The organism is Thermoanaerobaculia bacterium (assembly GCA_035717485.1).
Lineage (GTDB): Bacteria > Acidobacteriota > Thermoanaerobaculia > UBA5066 > DATFVB01 > DATFVB01.
The window spans coordinates 1-14651 of sequence record DASTIQ010000143.1 but is presented as its reverse complement, the minus strand read 5'-3'; the positions used below and the strand labels follow the sequence as shown (position 1 = coordinate 14651).

Genomic DNA, 14651 nt, shown 5'->3' with positions numbered 1-14651 from the left:
CTCGCGATCTCGGCGTCTCTCGCGGCCTCGACCGCCCCAACGGCCGACGAGATCGTCGCGCGCTACGTCGAAGCGCGGGGCGGCGCGCAACGGCTCGCCGCGATCCGCTCGGTCATCTATCGCGGGACCTATCGGGAGGGAACCCACGAGAACGACCACGCCGCGATGGCGCTCATGCGGCCGTATTACAAACTCGTGGGCGATCCCGAGAAGCCGATCGGCGATTTCGCCGAGGGCTACGACGGCAGCGCGTGGGAGTTCTACGGCGATCCGGGAATCGTCCTCCGAACCGTCGGCGCGGCCTCGGCGGCCGCGCGCCACGGCGTGTGGATCGACGGCCCGCTCGCCGGTTATCGGGAAAAGGGATCGACGATCGCGGTGCTCGGCAAGGAGCCCATCGCCGGCCGTGATGCCTGGCGGCTCCGCCTCACGATGCGGGACGGCTACGCCGTGGAGGAATTCATCGACGCACGGACGTTTCTCGAGATCGCGAACCGGAAAGCCGCGCCGATCCACGCGTTCGGCGAGAAGGTATCGAGCGAGACGCGTTTCTCCGATTTCCGCCCGGTCGAGGGCGTGCTCTTCTCGTTCCGGAACGAGGAGGTCGAGATCGCGACCGGCCGCGTGCTGAATTCGATGCAGTGGCGCGAGATCGTCGTGAACCGTCCGATCGACGCCGCCGCCTTTTCCCCTCCCGCGCTCCACCGGACGCCTCTGCAGACGCTCATCGACCAGCTCTACCAGGAGCGCGACGACGTCGAGGCGGTTCGCTGGACCTATGCCGATTTTCGCCAGGCGCATCCCGACGTGGACACGGACGGCGGAATGGAAGCCGCGGGATACCAGATGCTGAAGATGGGGGCCGGCGCGTCCGCCATCGTCATCCTCTCCGAGAACGCCGCCGCCTACCCGAAGTCCACGGACGCCGCCTTCGGCCTCGGGCGCGCCTACGCGACGACCGGGGAAACGGCGAAAGCGCGCGCCGAGTTCGAGCGGGCGCTGGCGCTCGACCCGAAGAACGAACGCGCGAAGAACGCGCTGGTGAAGCTGGCGAAATGAGGTGCGAGGGGAACGGCCGGGCCGGGAAGAGCTAGACGCCGGTGACCCGGCACCAGTCGATGGGCTCGACCAGCATCCCGTCGCCCATCACTTCTTCCGTCTCGACGTGGACGAACTCCCGGCCGCCGTCGGCGAGAGGTTCGAGAATGCCGGAGCGCCCGCAGCGCGGGCAGATCGACACGAGCCCCTCCATGGGAGTCCGGCTGCCGACCGTGGCCGCGGTGAAGTCCTCGAACGTTCTCATGGCTGTCCTCCCGGATCAGGATCGCCGCTCTCGCCGAACCGCTCCAGATGCGAATGCGTCATATCCGCGCAGCGCGAGTTCGGCGGCACGCCTGGTACGGTCGACGGTGAGGAGTTGCAAGACGGGCCGGTGCCGGAAGGATCTTCAACCGACCACGGTGAAGTGGGCCAGACGCGAGACCCACCGTCGAGGCGCGGCGAGGCGCGAGCCCGACGGGATGCGGACAGCCCGGGACGCCCGCAGGCGTACCGGAGCGTACGTCGGAGGGCGACACGGGCCTGTCCGCGCCCGTCCGGCTCGATGCATCGCCGGGCCTACCACTCCCCCCCACGGCGCCAGCTCTGCAGGATCCGCATGTAATTCGCGCGCTCCAGCGCGGCCGGGTCCGGACAATGCTTGTGGCTCATGCTCCCGCGAGCCTCGGCGAGGCTCTCGTATTCGTGCTCCACGAGCCACCGCTCGAGGCCCTCGCGCACCACCGCGATGTGCTCCGGCCCGTGCCGGAGGAGAGCCGAGACCATCTGAATCGCATCGGCGCCGGCCATCACCGCTTTCACGGCGTCGGTCGCGCTGTGGACGCCGCCGGAAATCACGAGCGAGGCGTTCACCCGGCCCGACAGGATCGCGAGCCATCGCAGCCGCAGGAGGAGCTCCGACGAATCGGAGAGATGCAGGCTCGGCTGGATCTCCAGGTTCTCGATGTCGATGTCCGGCTGGTAGAACCGGTTGAAGACCACGATCCCGTCGACTCCCGCCTCGTCGAGCGACCGTGCGAGGTTCGCGAAAGCCGAGTAGAAGGGAGAGAGCTTGATCGCGACCGGGATCTTGACGGCGTTGCGGACCGCCTCCGCGACCTCGATGGTCCGGCGTTCGACGTCGTCGCCGTTCTCCATCGGATCGGTCGCGAGGAAGTAGCAGTTCACCTCGAGGGCGTCGGCGCCCGCCTGTTCGATCAGGCGGGCATACTCGACCCACGACTCGCGGGACGTTCCGTTCAGGGACGCGACGACCGGCACCCGGACGGCGGCCTTCAGGCGGGCGACGTGCTCGAGATATTCCTCGGGGCCGAGCTCGAACTCGGAGGCGGGGGGGAAATAGGAGAGCGCCTCCGCGCTCGATTGGTCGAATGCGGCGAGGTGCACGTGCCGCCGCACCTCGTCCTGGACGATCTGCTCCTGGAAGAGGGAATGCATCACGATCGCCGCCGCGCCGGCGTCCTCGAGGCGTCGAACGGTGTCGAGATCGTCGACGAGCGGAGACGCTCCCGGCATCAGCGGGTGCGGAAGGGCCATTCCGAGGTAGACGGTCGTGAGGTCCATCACGACTCCTTCGCCGCCACCGGCCCGGCCGCGGAAACGGGAGACGCGGGAACGCCGGCCGGGGACGGCGATGCCGGTCCGTGCCCGTCGCCGTTCCCGGCGAACGCCGCGAGGTGCCGGTAGAGAGCTTCGCGCCGCTGCGAAGCGCGCTCGGCCTCCCGAACCATCGCCTTCCACGCGTCGGCGCCCGCGCGCTCGACGGCCCGGAAGCGGTTCTCGTTCCTCAGATAGTCGGCGACCTTCGCCTTCGGCGGCGGAGAGTCGATCACGAGCGGCGGGAGCCCCTCGTCGGCGCGGCGCGGATCGAAGCGGAACAGGGGCCAGACGCCGCTCTCGACGGCGAGTTTCTGCTGGTCGGCGCCGTACGCCATGTCGTAGCCGTGCGCGATGCAATGGCTGTACGCGATCAGGATCGAGGGTCCGGGATACGACTCCGCTTCCAGGAAGGCCTTCAGCGTCTGGTGGTCGCGGGCTCCCATCGCGATCGAAGCGACGTAGGCGCGCCCGGTGCCCATCGCGATCATCCCCAGGTCCTTCTTGGGCGCCTTCTTCCCGGCGGAGGCGAACTTCGCGACCGCCCCGAACGGGGTCGACTTCGACTGCTGGCCTCCCGTGTTCGAGTAGACCTCGGTGTCGAGAACGAGGATGTTCACGTCGCGGCCGGAGGCGAGCACATGATCGAGCCCGCCGAATCCGATGTCGTACGCCCAGCCGTCTCCGCCGACGATCCACACGCTCTTGCGCACGAGCGCGTCGGCGATTTCGGCGAGCCGCCTCGCCTCGGGCGTCGAGATCGCCGCGAGCTTCTCCTTCAGAATCACGACTCGGCCGCGCTGCGCGTCGATCCCGGCCGAGCCGGGTCCCGCGCCGAGGATCGCGGCCGCGAGGTCCTCGCCGACGGCGGGCGCCATCGCCGCCAGGAGCGCGCGCGCCTGCTCGGCGAGGCTGTCGAGCGCGAGGCGCATCCCGAGGCCGAATTCCGCGTTGTCTTCGAACAGGGAGTTCGACCAAGCCGGGCCGCGGCCGCAGGCGTTGGCCGCGTACGGCGTCGTGGGCAGGTTCCCGCCGTAGATGCTGCTGCACCCCGTCGCGTTGGCGATGAGGGTCCGGTCGCCGAAGAGCTGCGTCAGGAGCTTCACGTAGGGCGTCTCGCCGCATCCGGAGCAGGCGCCGGAGAACTCGAAGAGCGGCTCGAAGAACTGGCTCCCCTTGACGTCCAGCACGCGAAGCTTCGTCCGGTCGGGCTCGGGCAGCCCGAGGAAGAAGGAGAAGTTCTCCTTCTCGGCTTCCCGGAGCGGCGGCTGGGGCGCCATCGCGATCGCTTTCCGCCGCGGATTCGCCTTGTCCTTGGCGGGGCAGAACGAGACGCAGAGCGAGCACCCCGTGCAGTCCTCCGGCGCGACCTGCAGCGTGTACTTCATCCCGGCGTAATCGGCGGCCCGGAAGTCGGTCGAGCGGAACGTCGCGGGAGCCTTCTCCAGGAGCGACGGGTCGAAGACCTTCGCCCGGATGACGGCGTGGGGGCAGATCAGGACGCACTTGTTGCACTGGATGCAGAGCGCCGGGTCCCACACGGGAATCTCGGCACCGATGTTCCTCTTCTCGAAACGCGCTGTCCCGAGGGGCCACGTCCCGTCCGGCGGGAAGGCGGAGACCGGCAGCGCGTCCCCTCTCCCCTCCATGAGCACGGCGGTGATCCGTTTCACGAAATCCGGAGCCTCCAGGGGCACGGTCGGCGGCCGGGGCAGTCCGGTCGCTTCCGCGGGGATCCGGACGAGATGGAGATTCGCGAGCGCGGCGTCCACGGCGGCGAAGTTCCGTTTCAGGACCTCGCTTCCCTTCCGGGCGTACGTCTTCTCGATCGCGCGCTTGATCTTCTCGATCGCGTTCTCCTGCGGAATGACGTTCGTGATCGCGAAGAAACACGCCTGGAGGATCGTGTTCGTCCTGCCGCCGAGACCCGCCTCGCGCGCGACCCGGTTCGCGTCGATCACGTAGAAGAGCGGCTGCTTCTCCCGCAGCGCCTCCTGGACCTCGCGCGGCAGGTGCTCCCAGACCTCGTCCGGCCCCCACGGACTGTTCAGGAGGAACTCGCCCCCCGGTTCGAGCGCGTCGAGCACGTCCGCGCGCTTGAGGAACTCGAACTGGTGGCACGCCACGAAGCTCGCGCGCCGGATCAGGTACGGGGAACGGATCGGCCGCGGCCCGAACCGCAGATGCGAAACGGTCGCCGCGCCCGATTTCTTCGAGTCGTAGACGAAGAAGCCCTGCGCGTGGTTGTCGGTTTCCTCTCCGATGATCTTGATCGTGTTCTTGTTGGCGCCCACGGTTCCGTCCGCGCCGAGCCCGTGGAAGACCGCCCGCATCACTTCGGCCGGCTCGATCTCGAACTCCGGATCGAACGGGAGGGAGAGATGAGTGACGTCGTCCACGATTCCGACCGTGAACCGCCGCTTGGGCGCCTCCTTCGCGAGCTCGTCGAAGACCGCCTTCGCCATCGCCGGAGTGAACTCCTTCGACGACAGGCCGTATCGGCCGCCGATCACGCGGGGGGAAGCCGCGGTGAGGCCGTTCTCCTTCGCCTCCGCGAGAGCCCCGACGACGTCGAGGAAGAGCGGCTCGCCGACCGAGCCGGGCTCTTTCGTGCGGTCGAGAACGGCGATCGAGCGGACGCTCGGCGGGAGCGCCGCGGCGAACGCGGCGATCGAAAACGGACGGTAGAGCCGGACCGTGATCGCGCCGACCTTTTCTCCGCGCCCGGCGAGGTGCCGGGCCGTCTCGGCGACGGTCTCGGCGCCGGAGCCCATCGCGACGACGACGCGCTCGGCGGCCGGATGGCCGGCGTAGTCGAACAGCGCGTAGCGGCGGCCGGTGCGCCCGGCGAAGCGGTTCATCCGCTCCTTGACGATCGCGGGCACCGCGTCGTGGAACCGGTTCGCGGCTTCGCTCGCCTGGAAGAACGTGTCGGGGTTCTGGGCCGTGCCGCGGAGGCACGGGTGATCCGGGGAGAGCGCGCGCCGGCGGTGCGCCGCGATCGGTTCCTCGTCGACGATGGCCCGCAGGTCGTCGTCCGAGAGGGGCGCGATCTTCGCGACCTCGTGGGACGTCCGGAAGCCGTCGAAGAAGTGGAGGAACGGCACGCGGCTCGAAAGCGAGGCGGTGTGCGCGATCGCGGCGAGATCCTGGGCTTCCTGGACGGACGAGGCGGCGAGCATCGCGAAGCCGGTCTGCCGGCAGGCCATCACGTCGGAGTGGTCGCCGAAGATCGAGAGCGCGTGCGTCGCGAGGGTCCGCGCGGCGACGTGCATCGTGAACGGGGTCAGCTCCCCCGCGATCTTGTACATGTTGGGGATCATCAGGAGGAGGCCCTGCGACGCCGTGAAGGTCGTCGCGAGCGCGCCCGCCTGGAGGGCCCCGTGCACGGCGCCGGCGGCTCCTCCCTCCGACTGCATCTCCGTGACCTGGGGGACGGCTCCCCAGAGGTTCTTTCTTCCGGCGGCGGACCATTCGTCGGCGAACTCCCCCATCGGGGAGGAAGGAGTGATCGGGTAGATCGCGATGACTTCGCTCAGCCGGTGAGCGACCGAAGCCACCGCCTCGTTGGCGTCCAGCATGATCCAGCGTCCGTTTGGCATGCCTTGGACGGTAGCTTTTCCACAGGTCGCCGGGCCTGATGAGGATGAATCATTTGCGCCGTTTGATCCGTTTGCCGGCGTCGCATGACGCTGTAGGAGCGGGCCTTAGTCGCCGACCTCTAGGCGCTTCTTCACCCGGCGAAACGAGTCGGTCGAGATCGATGGCGAGGTGCGAAAAGGAACCCGCCGACCTCATGCTGCGTTTGCGGTTGCTTCGCTCCCCCGCAACGACATCCCGGCGAGCGCGCGTACTGCGGAAAAGAGCTCCGGCGCGGGCAGACGGGTTGGAAGACGCGCGCGGAAGCCGGCCGGCGGGCGCGGCGTACCGCGGCGTACGTTAAGCCCGCCGGCCGGGCTTCCGCGTCCCGTATTACGACCCGTATGGTCCGCGCCGGCCCACTTACATGAAGCCGAGCGTCAGTTTGGCAGCTTCGCTCATCATGTTGGGCCCCCAAACCGGCTCCCACACCAGTTGCACGTCCGTGTCCACGACGCCGGGAACCGATTCGATCTTGCGCTTCGCGTCGTCGGCGATCGCGGCGCCCATACCGCAGCCGGGCGCCGTCAGGGTCATTTTCACCTCGATGCGGTATCCCTTCTCGACGGGCTTGACCTCCATGTTGTAGACGAGCCCCAGCTCCACGATGTTGATCGGGATCTCGGGGTCGAACACGGTCTTGAGTTGCTCCCAGACCGCCTTCTCGACGCCCTCGGCGGTCGACGTGTCCGCCGAAGCCGAAGCCTCCAGGGACTTCCTGGCCTCCTCCGGCATCTCGACGCCGAGCGCGTCCGCATCCTTTCCTTCGATGCGGAACAGGCCGCCGAGCGACGGGACTTCCACGGTGAAGTTCCCGCCGAGGGTCTGGGTGATCCGGACGAGCGTTTTCGACGGCAGGGCGATCCGCTCGCCGGAAGGGATCTGCATCGCGACGACGTCGCGGGAAAGGGACAGAATCGACTGAGGATAACCGGGCATTCCTTCCTCCGGTCCCATTCTAGCGCCCGGAGCCGCAATCTCCCACGCATGCGCCCGGACCGAGTCGGCCTCGCCCTTCCCTGCAAGGAAACGACGAGGCGCGGCCGGACGCGCGGAAAGGCGGGATCGTCGGGCCCGGCGGCGGTGAGGGGTACGGGATGCGTACGTCGAGCCGCCGCCATGCCCGACGGCCCAGATCAACGGCGGGTATGGTCCGCGCCCGTCTCCATCGACGCGCGGGCGAGCTCCAGAACGTCGAAGGCGGGCGGCCCCTGCTGGATCTCCTCCTTCGCGTTGCCGATCATCACCATGCAGAAGGGGCAGGAGACGCCGACCTTGTCGGTCCCCATCGCGGCGATCTCCTTCATGCGGGTCTGGTTGATCCGCTCCCCGAGCTTCTCTTCCATCCACATCCGGCCGCCGCCGGCCCCGCAGCAGAGCCCCTTTTCCTTCGAATGCTCCATCTCGCGGAGGGTCACGCCCGGGATCGACTCGAGGATCCTCCGCGGCGCGTCGTAGACCCTGTTGTAGCGGCCGAGATAACAGGGGTCGTGGAACGTGATCGATTCCGGGAGCTCTCCCCGCATCCGGATTCGCCCCTGCGCGATGAGCTCCGCGACGAGCTCGGTCCCGTGGATCACCTCGTAGTCGCCGCCGAACTGCGGATATTCGTTCTTCAGGCAGTTCAGGCAATGCGGGCAGTTCGTGACGATCTTCTTCACGCCGTAGCCGTTCATCGTCTCGACGTTCTGCTGGGCGAGAGTCTGGAAGAGATACTCGTTCCCCATCCGGCGCGCCGAGTCGCCGTTGCACGTCTCTTCGGTCCCGAGGATCGCGAACGACACCCCCGCTTCGCGGAGGATCTCGACGAGCGCCTTCGAGACCCGCTTCGCCCGATCCTCGTACGACCCGGCGCAGCCGACCCAGAAGAGATATTCGACGGATCCCTTTTCCGCTTCCGCCATGGTGACGACCGGGATCTCCCCGACCCAGTCGGCGCGCGAGGCCGCCGAAATCCCCCAGGGGTTCCCGTTCGTCTCCATTCCCCGGAACGCGGTCTGCATTTCCTTCGGGAACTCGGCGCGGTCGAGAACGAGGTGCCGGCGCATCTCGACGATCTTGTCGACGGCGGGAATGATGAAGACCGGGCAGGCCGTGGTGCAGAAGCCGCACGTCGTGCACGCCCAGATCGTCTCCTCCGAGATCCAGCCGCCGATGAGCGGCTTCGTCTCCGCCGCCGCTCCGTTCCCGCGTCCCGTCGCCTCCGCGAGGAGGCGGGGAGTCTCGGCGTAGAACGCGTCGCGAAACGTCGTGATGTGGTTCTTCGGATCGAGCGGCTTCCCGGTGAGGACGGTCGGACAAACGACGCGGCAGCGGCCGCACTCCGTGCACGTGTACCCGTCGAGGAGCGCCTTCCACGTGAAGTCCTCGATCTTCGACGCGCCGAACGTCTCGACGTTCTCGAGATCGACGGTCGCGAGCCTTCCCATCGGCTCGAGCTTCTGCAGGAAGATGTTCGGGACCGCGACGATGATGTGGAAGTGCTTCGAGTACGGGAGATAGTTGCCGAAGAAGAAGATGTCGACGAGGTGCGTCCACCAGCAGACGGCAAAGAGGCTCGCGAGCGCGGCCGGAGCGATCCCCGCGAGGACGCCGGCGAGCGGCCCCGTCACGGGCGACCACCATCCGGCTCGAGCCGGCTCGAGCGCGATCCGGGCGGCGTCGGCCACGACGTCGGTCACGATCAGGAGGTCGATCAGGAACAGGATCAGCCATGCGTCGAAGGAGGGATCCAGCCTCTTCGGCCGGGCGAAGAGCCGGCGCCACGCCGCCATCGCGACTCCGACGAAGACGAGCAGCTCGACGACGTCCTTGACGAAGTTGTAGGCATGGCCGAACGCGCCGGGGAACGGCTGGAAACCCGGCGCCAGCCCTTCGACCACGAGCGACAGCGTCCGGACCGCGAGAACGACGAAGCCCGAGAAGATCAGGATGTGGAAGATCCCGGCGTAGGGGTCGCGGAACATCCGGAGCTGCAGGAACGCGTACTCGATCGTCTTGCCGATCCGCGTCGGAATCCGGTCGAAACGGTTCTCCCGTTTCCCGGCGGTCAACGCCTGGAAGCGACGCGACGCGGAGTAGGCGAAGACGAGAATCGCCGCGAGAACGAGAAGGGCGAAAATCGCCGTTTCCGGGACCCCCATCCAGCTCGCCGCCGTCGGAGCCTCGAAGATCTTCATGCCGCGCAATTTGACCACATGTCGGGAACTCGCGCCGGAACGGCTTCCGAAAACCTTCCCTCGCCCCGAACGTACTCTGGGAGGATGGAAACGTCTTCGGCACCCTGCCCGACCGCTCCGGCCCGCGACGTGGCGGGGATCACGATCGAGTGGCTCTTCGAGAGCCCCACCGTTCGGCTCACCCGGTGGGCGTGCCTCGTCCGCGACCGGGCGATCACTTCGGAGCGGCAGCAGTTCTGGCACGTCATCGGCTTTCCCCACGCCGGAACGTACATGCTGCACTCGGAAGGAAGGTCCGCGCTGATCGACGTGAACTCGGTCGCGTTCTTCAATCCGCTGGGCGTCTATCGGACGAGCCATCCCCACGGCTGCGGCGACCGCGGCGTCGGCCTCGTCGCCCGTCCCGACGTCGTCGCCGATGCGCTCTCCGAAGCGGGTCCCCGGGCCGGATCCGAAGAGGCGAATTTTCCGTTCCTCCGGGGGCCGAGCTCGTCCCGCAGCTACTGGATCCAGCACCGGATCTTTTCCCGCGCGATCGCGGGCGATCCCGTCGACCCGATCGAGCTCGAGGAAGGAGCGCTCGCGCTCGTCGCGGAGACCGTCGCGGCCGCATCGCGTCCCCGCCCCGCGTCGCGGCCGGAGCGTCCCTCGGCCGTTCGCCGGCGCCGGGAGTCGATCGACGCCGCCCGCGGCTACCTGTCTCTCCGCTTCCGGGAGTGCGTGCGCCTCTCCGACGTCGCGGCGGCCGCGGGGCTCTCCCCGTTCCATACCTGCCGGGCCTTCCGGAGGGAGACGGGCATCTCGGTGAACCGGTATCTGCACCGGCTCCGGCTCCGGACGGCACTCGACGTGCTCCCCGACTATCGCGGCGACATCACCCGGCTGGCCCTCGATCTCGGCTATTCGAGCCACAGCCATTTCACCTACGCTTTCCGGCGGGAATTCGGATCGCCGCCGTCGGCCGCCTGGAACCGCTCCGCGAACGCTCGTCCCGGCGCGACCGGCGGCAACTGATCTTCGGCGCCTGGCGCCGGCCGGCCGGGGCAATCGCGTGATAGCCTCGGCGGCCGCCGCGCCGTAGAAAAGGGGGCGAAGGAGATCGCCCGATGATCCGTCGCCTCGGCCTCGCGCTTCCGCTCGTTCTCGCGGTGCTCTCCGGCTCCGCACGCGTTTTCGCCGCCGTCGCCGGCGCAGCGACTCCGCTTCACGCTGCGCCCGCCCGCACGCTCGTCGGCGACCCTTCGGTCACCGGCGCGCAGCTTCGTCCCTACACGAACCGCTGGAGGTTCACGCAGCAGAAACCGGGAGGCCCCGCGGTCGAAGCGGGCATCTGGGAAGACCGCCTCGACGAAACGACCTTCGAGGGGAAGCCCGCCCTGCGCCGTACCCAGACCGTCCAGTACGCGAAGAAGGACATCCGGATGACCTTCGTCGACGTCTTCGATCCGCAAACGATGGAGCCTTTCACGTTCGACTACGCCCGCTCGAGCGACGGAAACACGCGCCACGTCGACTTCCGCCACGAGACCGTGACGTACCGGCACATCGAGTCGAAGGACGCGAAGCCGGAGGAAGCGACGGCTCACCTCGACCTTCCGGTGTTCAACTTCTACGGGCTCTACGGCGTCCTCGTCTCGACGCTTCCCCTCCGCGAAGGGTACGCGACCGAGATCCCCGCCTTCGACACGGACAAGATGGCGGTCGACTGGGTGCCGGTGCGCGTCCTCGGAAAGGAAACCGTGGAGGCGGGGCCGGGAAAGACGCGGACAACGTGGGTCGTCGAGACCGCGCCGAAGCTCTACGGGAAGATGACCTGGTGGGTGAGCAAGGAAGCCCCCTACGTGATCAAGGCCGTTCTCGAGATCCCGAAGAAGGAAGACGGATCCCGCGAGATCGCCGCGGTCGTGACGTACACGATGATCTGAGCGAGGGAGAAGAACGCATGACGGACCCGAAGTCGGTCGTTCGCGGCGCGGCGGTCGCGTCGATCACGGCGGCCTTGTTCCTCGCCGACGGGCGCGCCGCGGAACGGCCGCCGAAACCCGCTCCCTCCGCCGACCCGCTCGCCTGGACGGTCGGACGGTGGGAAGGGAGGCGCATCGAGGCCGCGACCGGCGACGCCGCCCCCCTCCATTCGGAGATTTCGAGCATCCTCGGCGGAGCGGGCACCGAGGAACGCATCGAAGTCGAGGAAGGTGCGCCGCACTACATGGGTCTCTACCTCGAGGTCTCCGACGCGAAGGGGGAGAAATCGACGATCGTCTACGTCAACGCCCGGCGCCGAAACTTCTCCCGACTCGAAGGCACGGCGTCCGCCGAACGAGGCGAATGGACCTCGGTGACCGCCACTCCCCCCCATGGATCGCGGATGCGCATCGAACGCACGGGCAAGGACACGTGGCGGCGCACCCAGATGGTCTCCGAGGACAACGGCCGGACGTGGACCTCCCTGTTCGTCGACGAGATGCGCCGCCCCTGAGCCATGAAGGAGGATCGATGAAACGCCGTTCTCTCGCCGCCGCCTCGACCTTCGTCACGGCCTTCGTGGCGGCGGGCGCCGCGGCTGCTCCCCCGGCGTCCCCCTGCTCCGGACCGCAGTGGACGCAGCTCGATTTCTGGGTCGGGGACTGGGACGCGACGTGGCCGGCGTCGGCCGGCAGCCCCGCCGGCAGCGGAACGAACCGGATCGAGAAGATCCTGGACGGGTGCGTCGTCTCCGAGAACTTCGCCGGCGGCGGTCCCCGGCCGCTCGTCGGGAAGAGCTGGTCGACCTTCGATGCCCGCACGAAGAAATGGCGGCAGACGTGGGTCGACAACCAGGCCGGCTATTTCGACTTCGTCGGCGACTTATCCCGTCCGGACGAGAAGATCTTCGCGATGGACGCGGTCGGGAAGGACGGGAAGCCGGTCACGCTGCGGATGGTCTTCCACCACATCGCGCCGGACGCGTTCGACTGGCGGTGGGAGAGATCCGCCGACGGCGGGAAGACCTGGAAGGTGCAGTGGCCGATCCACTACACGAGGAGGAAGCGATGACGAGGAAGATCGCTCTCGCGCTCCTGTTCGCCTCCTCGATCGCGCCGTGCGGACGGGCGGCCGGATCCGGCTGTGCGGCGCGGTCCGAATCGGCGCAGTTCGACTTCTGGCTGGGAAACTGGGAAGTCCGTCCGTCCGACGGACAGCCGGACGACGGGACTCGCGCCTCGAGCCGCGAGGAGAAGATCGCCGGCGGCTGCGCGCTCCTCGAGAACTACGAGGAACCGGACGGCTACTCGGGCAAGAGCCTCAACTTCTTCGATCCCGTGCGGAAGAAATGGCGGCAGATGTGGGTCGACAGCGCGGGAAACACGAGCGAGTTCGAAGGCGAGTTCAGGGACGGAGCGATGCGGTTCGAAGGCGAATCGCATGCGGCCTCCGGCAAACTCATCCATCGCCGCCTCACGTTCACTCCCCTGCCGGGCGGATCCGTCCGCCAGCGCTCGGAGGCCTCGCCCGACGGAAAGACGTGGAAGGTCAACTACGACTACACGTACGTGCGGCGCGAGCCCTGAGGGGAGTCCCGTTCGGAATCCGGCGGGCCCCACGGGTATCCGCCGTCCGACTCGTCAGCGCGAGGCGCGATCCTCCGGCAGATCCTGGAACGAGAATCTCCGCGTCACGCCGTCGAACGGCTCGCCGTCGATCTCGACGTAGGGGTAAACGAAGAAGTTCAGCGGGGGCCCGTCCTGGCGGGGCTCGAGGACGAGGTCGCGCCCGGTCGTGAATCGAATCCGATCGGGATCGAGATGGCCGAACAGATAGTCGTGTCGGCTCGGGTCCTGCCACGCCTCGGAAATGTCCACCGGGACCCATCCGGCTCCGGCCGTGTAGAACGCGGCCCAGCAGTGATAGCCGGCGATCTCCCCCGCGTGCACGCTCGCCGGCAGCGGAAACCCGATCTCGAAGCGGGTGGGAATCCCCTCGGCCCGCGCCATCGAGATGAAGACCGAATGGAAGTCCGTGCAGTTCCCGTGCTTCGCATCGCACGCCCAGAGAGCGTCTCCGCGCCCCCAGCCCGTTCCCGACTTGTCGTAGCGAAGGGAATGGAAGACGTAGTCGTACAGGGCCCGGGCCTTCTCGATCGCGGTCGACGAACCCTTCGTGTTGATGTCGGCGAGCTCCTTCATCTTCCCGTCGATCGGGACGAGCCGGTCGGCGCGGAGGAACCGCGCGGAGGGCGGATCGGAAGGGTTCCCCCCCGCCGATTCCCGCCGCGCGACCCGATAGCGGACCACGACCGGAATGTCGGCGGCCTTGCCTCCGGGCGGCTCCTCCGCGTAGAGGAATCGGTTGCCGAACTCCCCCTCACGCGTTTCGCGAAAGGAGAGGGGCGACGTCACCTCCGGCTTTCCGACGCTCTGGTTCTCATCCGTGACGGCGACGGGAGCCCAGATCCGGACGCGGTGCGCTCCCGCGGGGACGTGGACCGTGAACTCGTAGGTGAGCTCGAAACGGCGTTCTCCGGCGGCCTCGAGAGAAGAAGCCCCGACGGCGGCCGCCAGGATCCACGCCGCGGCGGCGGAGCGTCCCGGGATCGTTCGATTCATGGGCGAATCCTATCCGGGCGGAACGCCCGCCGGAAACCTCGGGTTCGATGATGTAATTCCGCCGATGCGATTCGCGGTCTTCGGCGCGGGAGGAGTCGGCGGCTATTTCGGGGGACGGCTCGCCGAAGCGGGCGAGGACGTGACGTTCATCGCGCGGGGGGCGCATCTCGAGGCGATCCGCAAGGACGGATTGACGGTCGAGAGCGTCGCCGGCGATTTTCGTGTATCGCCGGCGAAGGCCACCGAGGACCCGGCGTCGATCGGCCCGGTCGACGCGGTCCTCGTCTGCGTCAAGGCCTGGCAGGTGAAGGAGGCCGCCGAACGGATGCGGCCGCTCGTGCGGGCGGAGACGATCGTCGTCCCCCTCGAGAACGGGGTCGAAGCGCCGGACGAGCTCGCGGCGGTTCTCGGCGCCCATCCCGTGCTCGGCGGCCTCTGCAAGATCCTGAGCTTCATCGTGGCGCCGGGCGTGATCCGGCACGCGGGAGTGACCCCCTCGCTCGCGTTCGGCGAGATGGACGGCACGGCGAGCGAGCGCGTCCGGCGGCTGCGGGAGGTCTTCCGGCGCGCGAAGGGAGTCACGGTGGAGGAG

The 14651-nt window shown here is 68.2% G+C and carries 13 protein-coding genes; 7 read left to right on the top strand and 6 right to left on the bottom strand.

The annotated features are described in order from the left end of the window. Positions 1-1059: tetratricopeptide repeat protein (locus VFS34_07435; protein ID HET9794278.1), on the top strand; the 1059-nt coding region annotated here is incomplete at its 5' end. A gap of 31 nt (positions 1060-1090) precedes the next feature. Here VFS34_07435 and VFS34_07430 read toward each other — a convergent pair. The 5 genes from VFS34_07430 to VFS34_07410 all read right to left on the bottom strand — a co-directional run bounded on the left by VFS34_07430 (position 1091) and on the right by VFS34_07410 (position 9473). Continuing rightward, complete coding sequence (locus tag VFS34_07430; protein HET9794277.1) at positions 1091-1303, bottom strand: hypothetical protein; 213 nt, start codon at positions 1301-1303, stop codon at positions 1091-1093. 314 nt (positions 1304-1617) lie between these two features. Then, entirely contained in the window at positions 1618-2622 is a 1005-nt protein-coding gene (locus tag VFS34_07425) for a dihydroorotate dehydrogenase-like protein (GenBank protein HET9794276.1), read from the bottom strand. Then, the gene (gene nifJ, locus VFS34_07420; protein HET9794275.1) at positions 2622-6257 is read right to left on the bottom strand and encodes a pyruvate:ferredoxin (flavodoxin) oxidoreductase; all 3636 of its coding nucleotides are present in this window, start codon (positions 6255-6257) and stop codon (positions 2622-2624) included. The genes VFS34_07425 and nifJ overlap by 1 nt, the downstream gene beginning before the upstream one ends. 400 nt (positions 6258-6657) lie before the next feature. Next, on the bottom strand, positions 6658-7233 hold the full coding sequence (gene sufT, locus VFS34_07415; protein HET9794274.1) for a putative Fe-S cluster assembly protein SufT: 576 nt from the start codon (positions 7231-7233) through the stop codon (positions 6658-6660). A 197-nt stretch (positions 7234-7430) separates the two neighbouring features. Next, positions 7431-9473 carry a (Fe-S)-binding protein gene (locus tag VFS34_07410; GenBank protein HET9794273.1) on the bottom strand — a complete coding sequence of 681 codons (2043 nt, stop codon included), beginning with the start codon at positions 9471-9473 and terminating at the stop codon, positions 7431-7433. An 84-nt stretch (positions 9474-9557) separates the two neighbouring features. Here VFS34_07410 and VFS34_07405 point away from each other — a divergent pair, with 84 nt between their 5' ends. From VFS34_07405 to VFS34_07385, 5 genes are all read left to right on the top strand, one after another. Further along, positions 9558-10487 (top strand): AraC family transcriptional regulator, encoded by a 930-nt coding sequence (locus VFS34_07405; GenBank protein HET9794272.1) that lies wholly within the window; start codon positions 9558-9560, stop codon positions 10485-10487. 92 nt (positions 10488-10579) lie between these two features. Further along, a complete protein-coding gene (locus tag VFS34_07400) occupies positions 10580-11398 on the top strand; it encodes a DUF3108 domain-containing protein (protein HET9794271.1) in 819 nt (272 codons plus the stop codon). A gap of 17 nt (positions 11399-11415) precedes the next feature. Next, positions 11416-11952: a hypothetical protein gene (locus tag VFS34_07395; GenBank protein ID HET9794270.1), complete on the top strand. Its 537-nt coding sequence runs from the start codon at positions 11416-11418 to the stop codon at positions 11950-11952. Between the two features lie 17 nt (positions 11953-11969). Then, entirely contained in the window at positions 11970-12509 is a 540-nt protein-coding gene (locus VFS34_07390; protein ID HET9794269.1) for a DUF1579 family protein, read from the top strand. Beyond that, positions 12506-13024 (top strand): hypothetical protein, encoded by a 519-nt coding sequence (locus tag VFS34_07385; protein ID HET9794268.1) that lies wholly within the window; start codon positions 12506-12508, stop codon positions 13022-13024. The genes VFS34_07390 and VFS34_07385 overlap by 4 nt, the downstream gene beginning before the upstream one ends. Before the next feature lie 54 nt (positions 13025-13078). Here VFS34_07385 and VFS34_07380 read toward each other — a convergent pair whose 3' ends face one another. Continuing rightward, positions 13079-14059, bottom strand: a complete 981-nt coding sequence (locus tag VFS34_07380) for a transglutaminase domain-containing protein (GenBank protein ID HET9794267.1) — start codon at positions 14057-14059, stop codon at positions 13079-13081. A gap of 64 nt (positions 14060-14123) precedes the next feature. On the opposite strand from VFS34_07380, the gene VFS34_07375 reads away from it, so the two are divergent. Then, positions 14124-14651, top strand: a 528-nt coding sequence (locus VFS34_07375) for a 2-dehydropantoate 2-reductase (GenBank protein HET9794266.1), incomplete at its 3' end; no start/stop codon positions are given.

What these genes read in the sequence shown, in the direction of transcription:
- nifJ (HET9794275.1), bottom strand. Translation starts at nt 6,257, where the DNA reads ATGCCAAACGGACGCTGGATCATGCTGGACGCCAACGAGGCGGTGGCT.
- VFS34_07400 (HET9794271.1), top strand. Translation starts at nt 10,580, where the DNA reads ATGATCCGTCGCCTCGGCCTCGCGCTTCCGCTCGTTCTCGCGGTGCTC.
- VFS34_07380 (HET9794267.1), bottom strand. Translation starts at nt 14,059, where the DNA reads ATGAATCGAACGATCCCGGGACGCTCCGCCGCCGCGGCGTGGATCCTG.
- VFS34_07385 (HET9794268.1), top strand. Translation starts at nt 12,506, where the DNA reads ATGACGAGGAAGATCGCTCTCGCGCTCCTGTTCGCCTCCTCGATCGCG.
- VFS34_07395 (HET9794270.1), top strand. Translation starts at nt 11,416, where the DNA reads ATGACGGACCCGAAGTCGGTCGTTCGCGGCGCGGCGGTCGCGTCGATC.
- sufT (HET9794274.1), bottom strand. Translation starts at nt 7,233, where the DNA reads ATGCCCGGTTATCCTCAGTCGATTCTGTCCCTTTCCCGCGACGTCGTC.
- VFS34_07405 (HET9794272.1), top strand. Translation starts at nt 9,558, where the DNA reads ATGGAAACGTCTTCGGCACCCTGCCCGACCGCTCCGGCCCGCGACGTG.
- VFS34_07430 (HET9794277.1), bottom strand. Translation starts at nt 1,303, where the DNA reads ATGAGAACGTTCGAGGACTTCACCGCGGCCACGGTCGGCAGCCGGACT.
- VFS34_07390 (HET9794269.1), top strand. Translation starts at nt 11,970, where the DNA reads ATGAAACGCCGTTCTCTCGCCGCCGCCTCGACCTTCGTCACGGCCTTC.
- VFS34_07410 (HET9794273.1), bottom strand. Translation starts at nt 9,473, where the DNA reads ATGAAGATCTTCGAGGCTCCGACGGCGGCGAGCTGGATGGGGGTCCCG.
- VFS34_07425 (HET9794276.1), bottom strand. Translation starts at nt 2,622, where the DNA reads ATGGACCTCACGACCGTCTACCTCGGAATGGCCCTTCCGCACCCGCTG.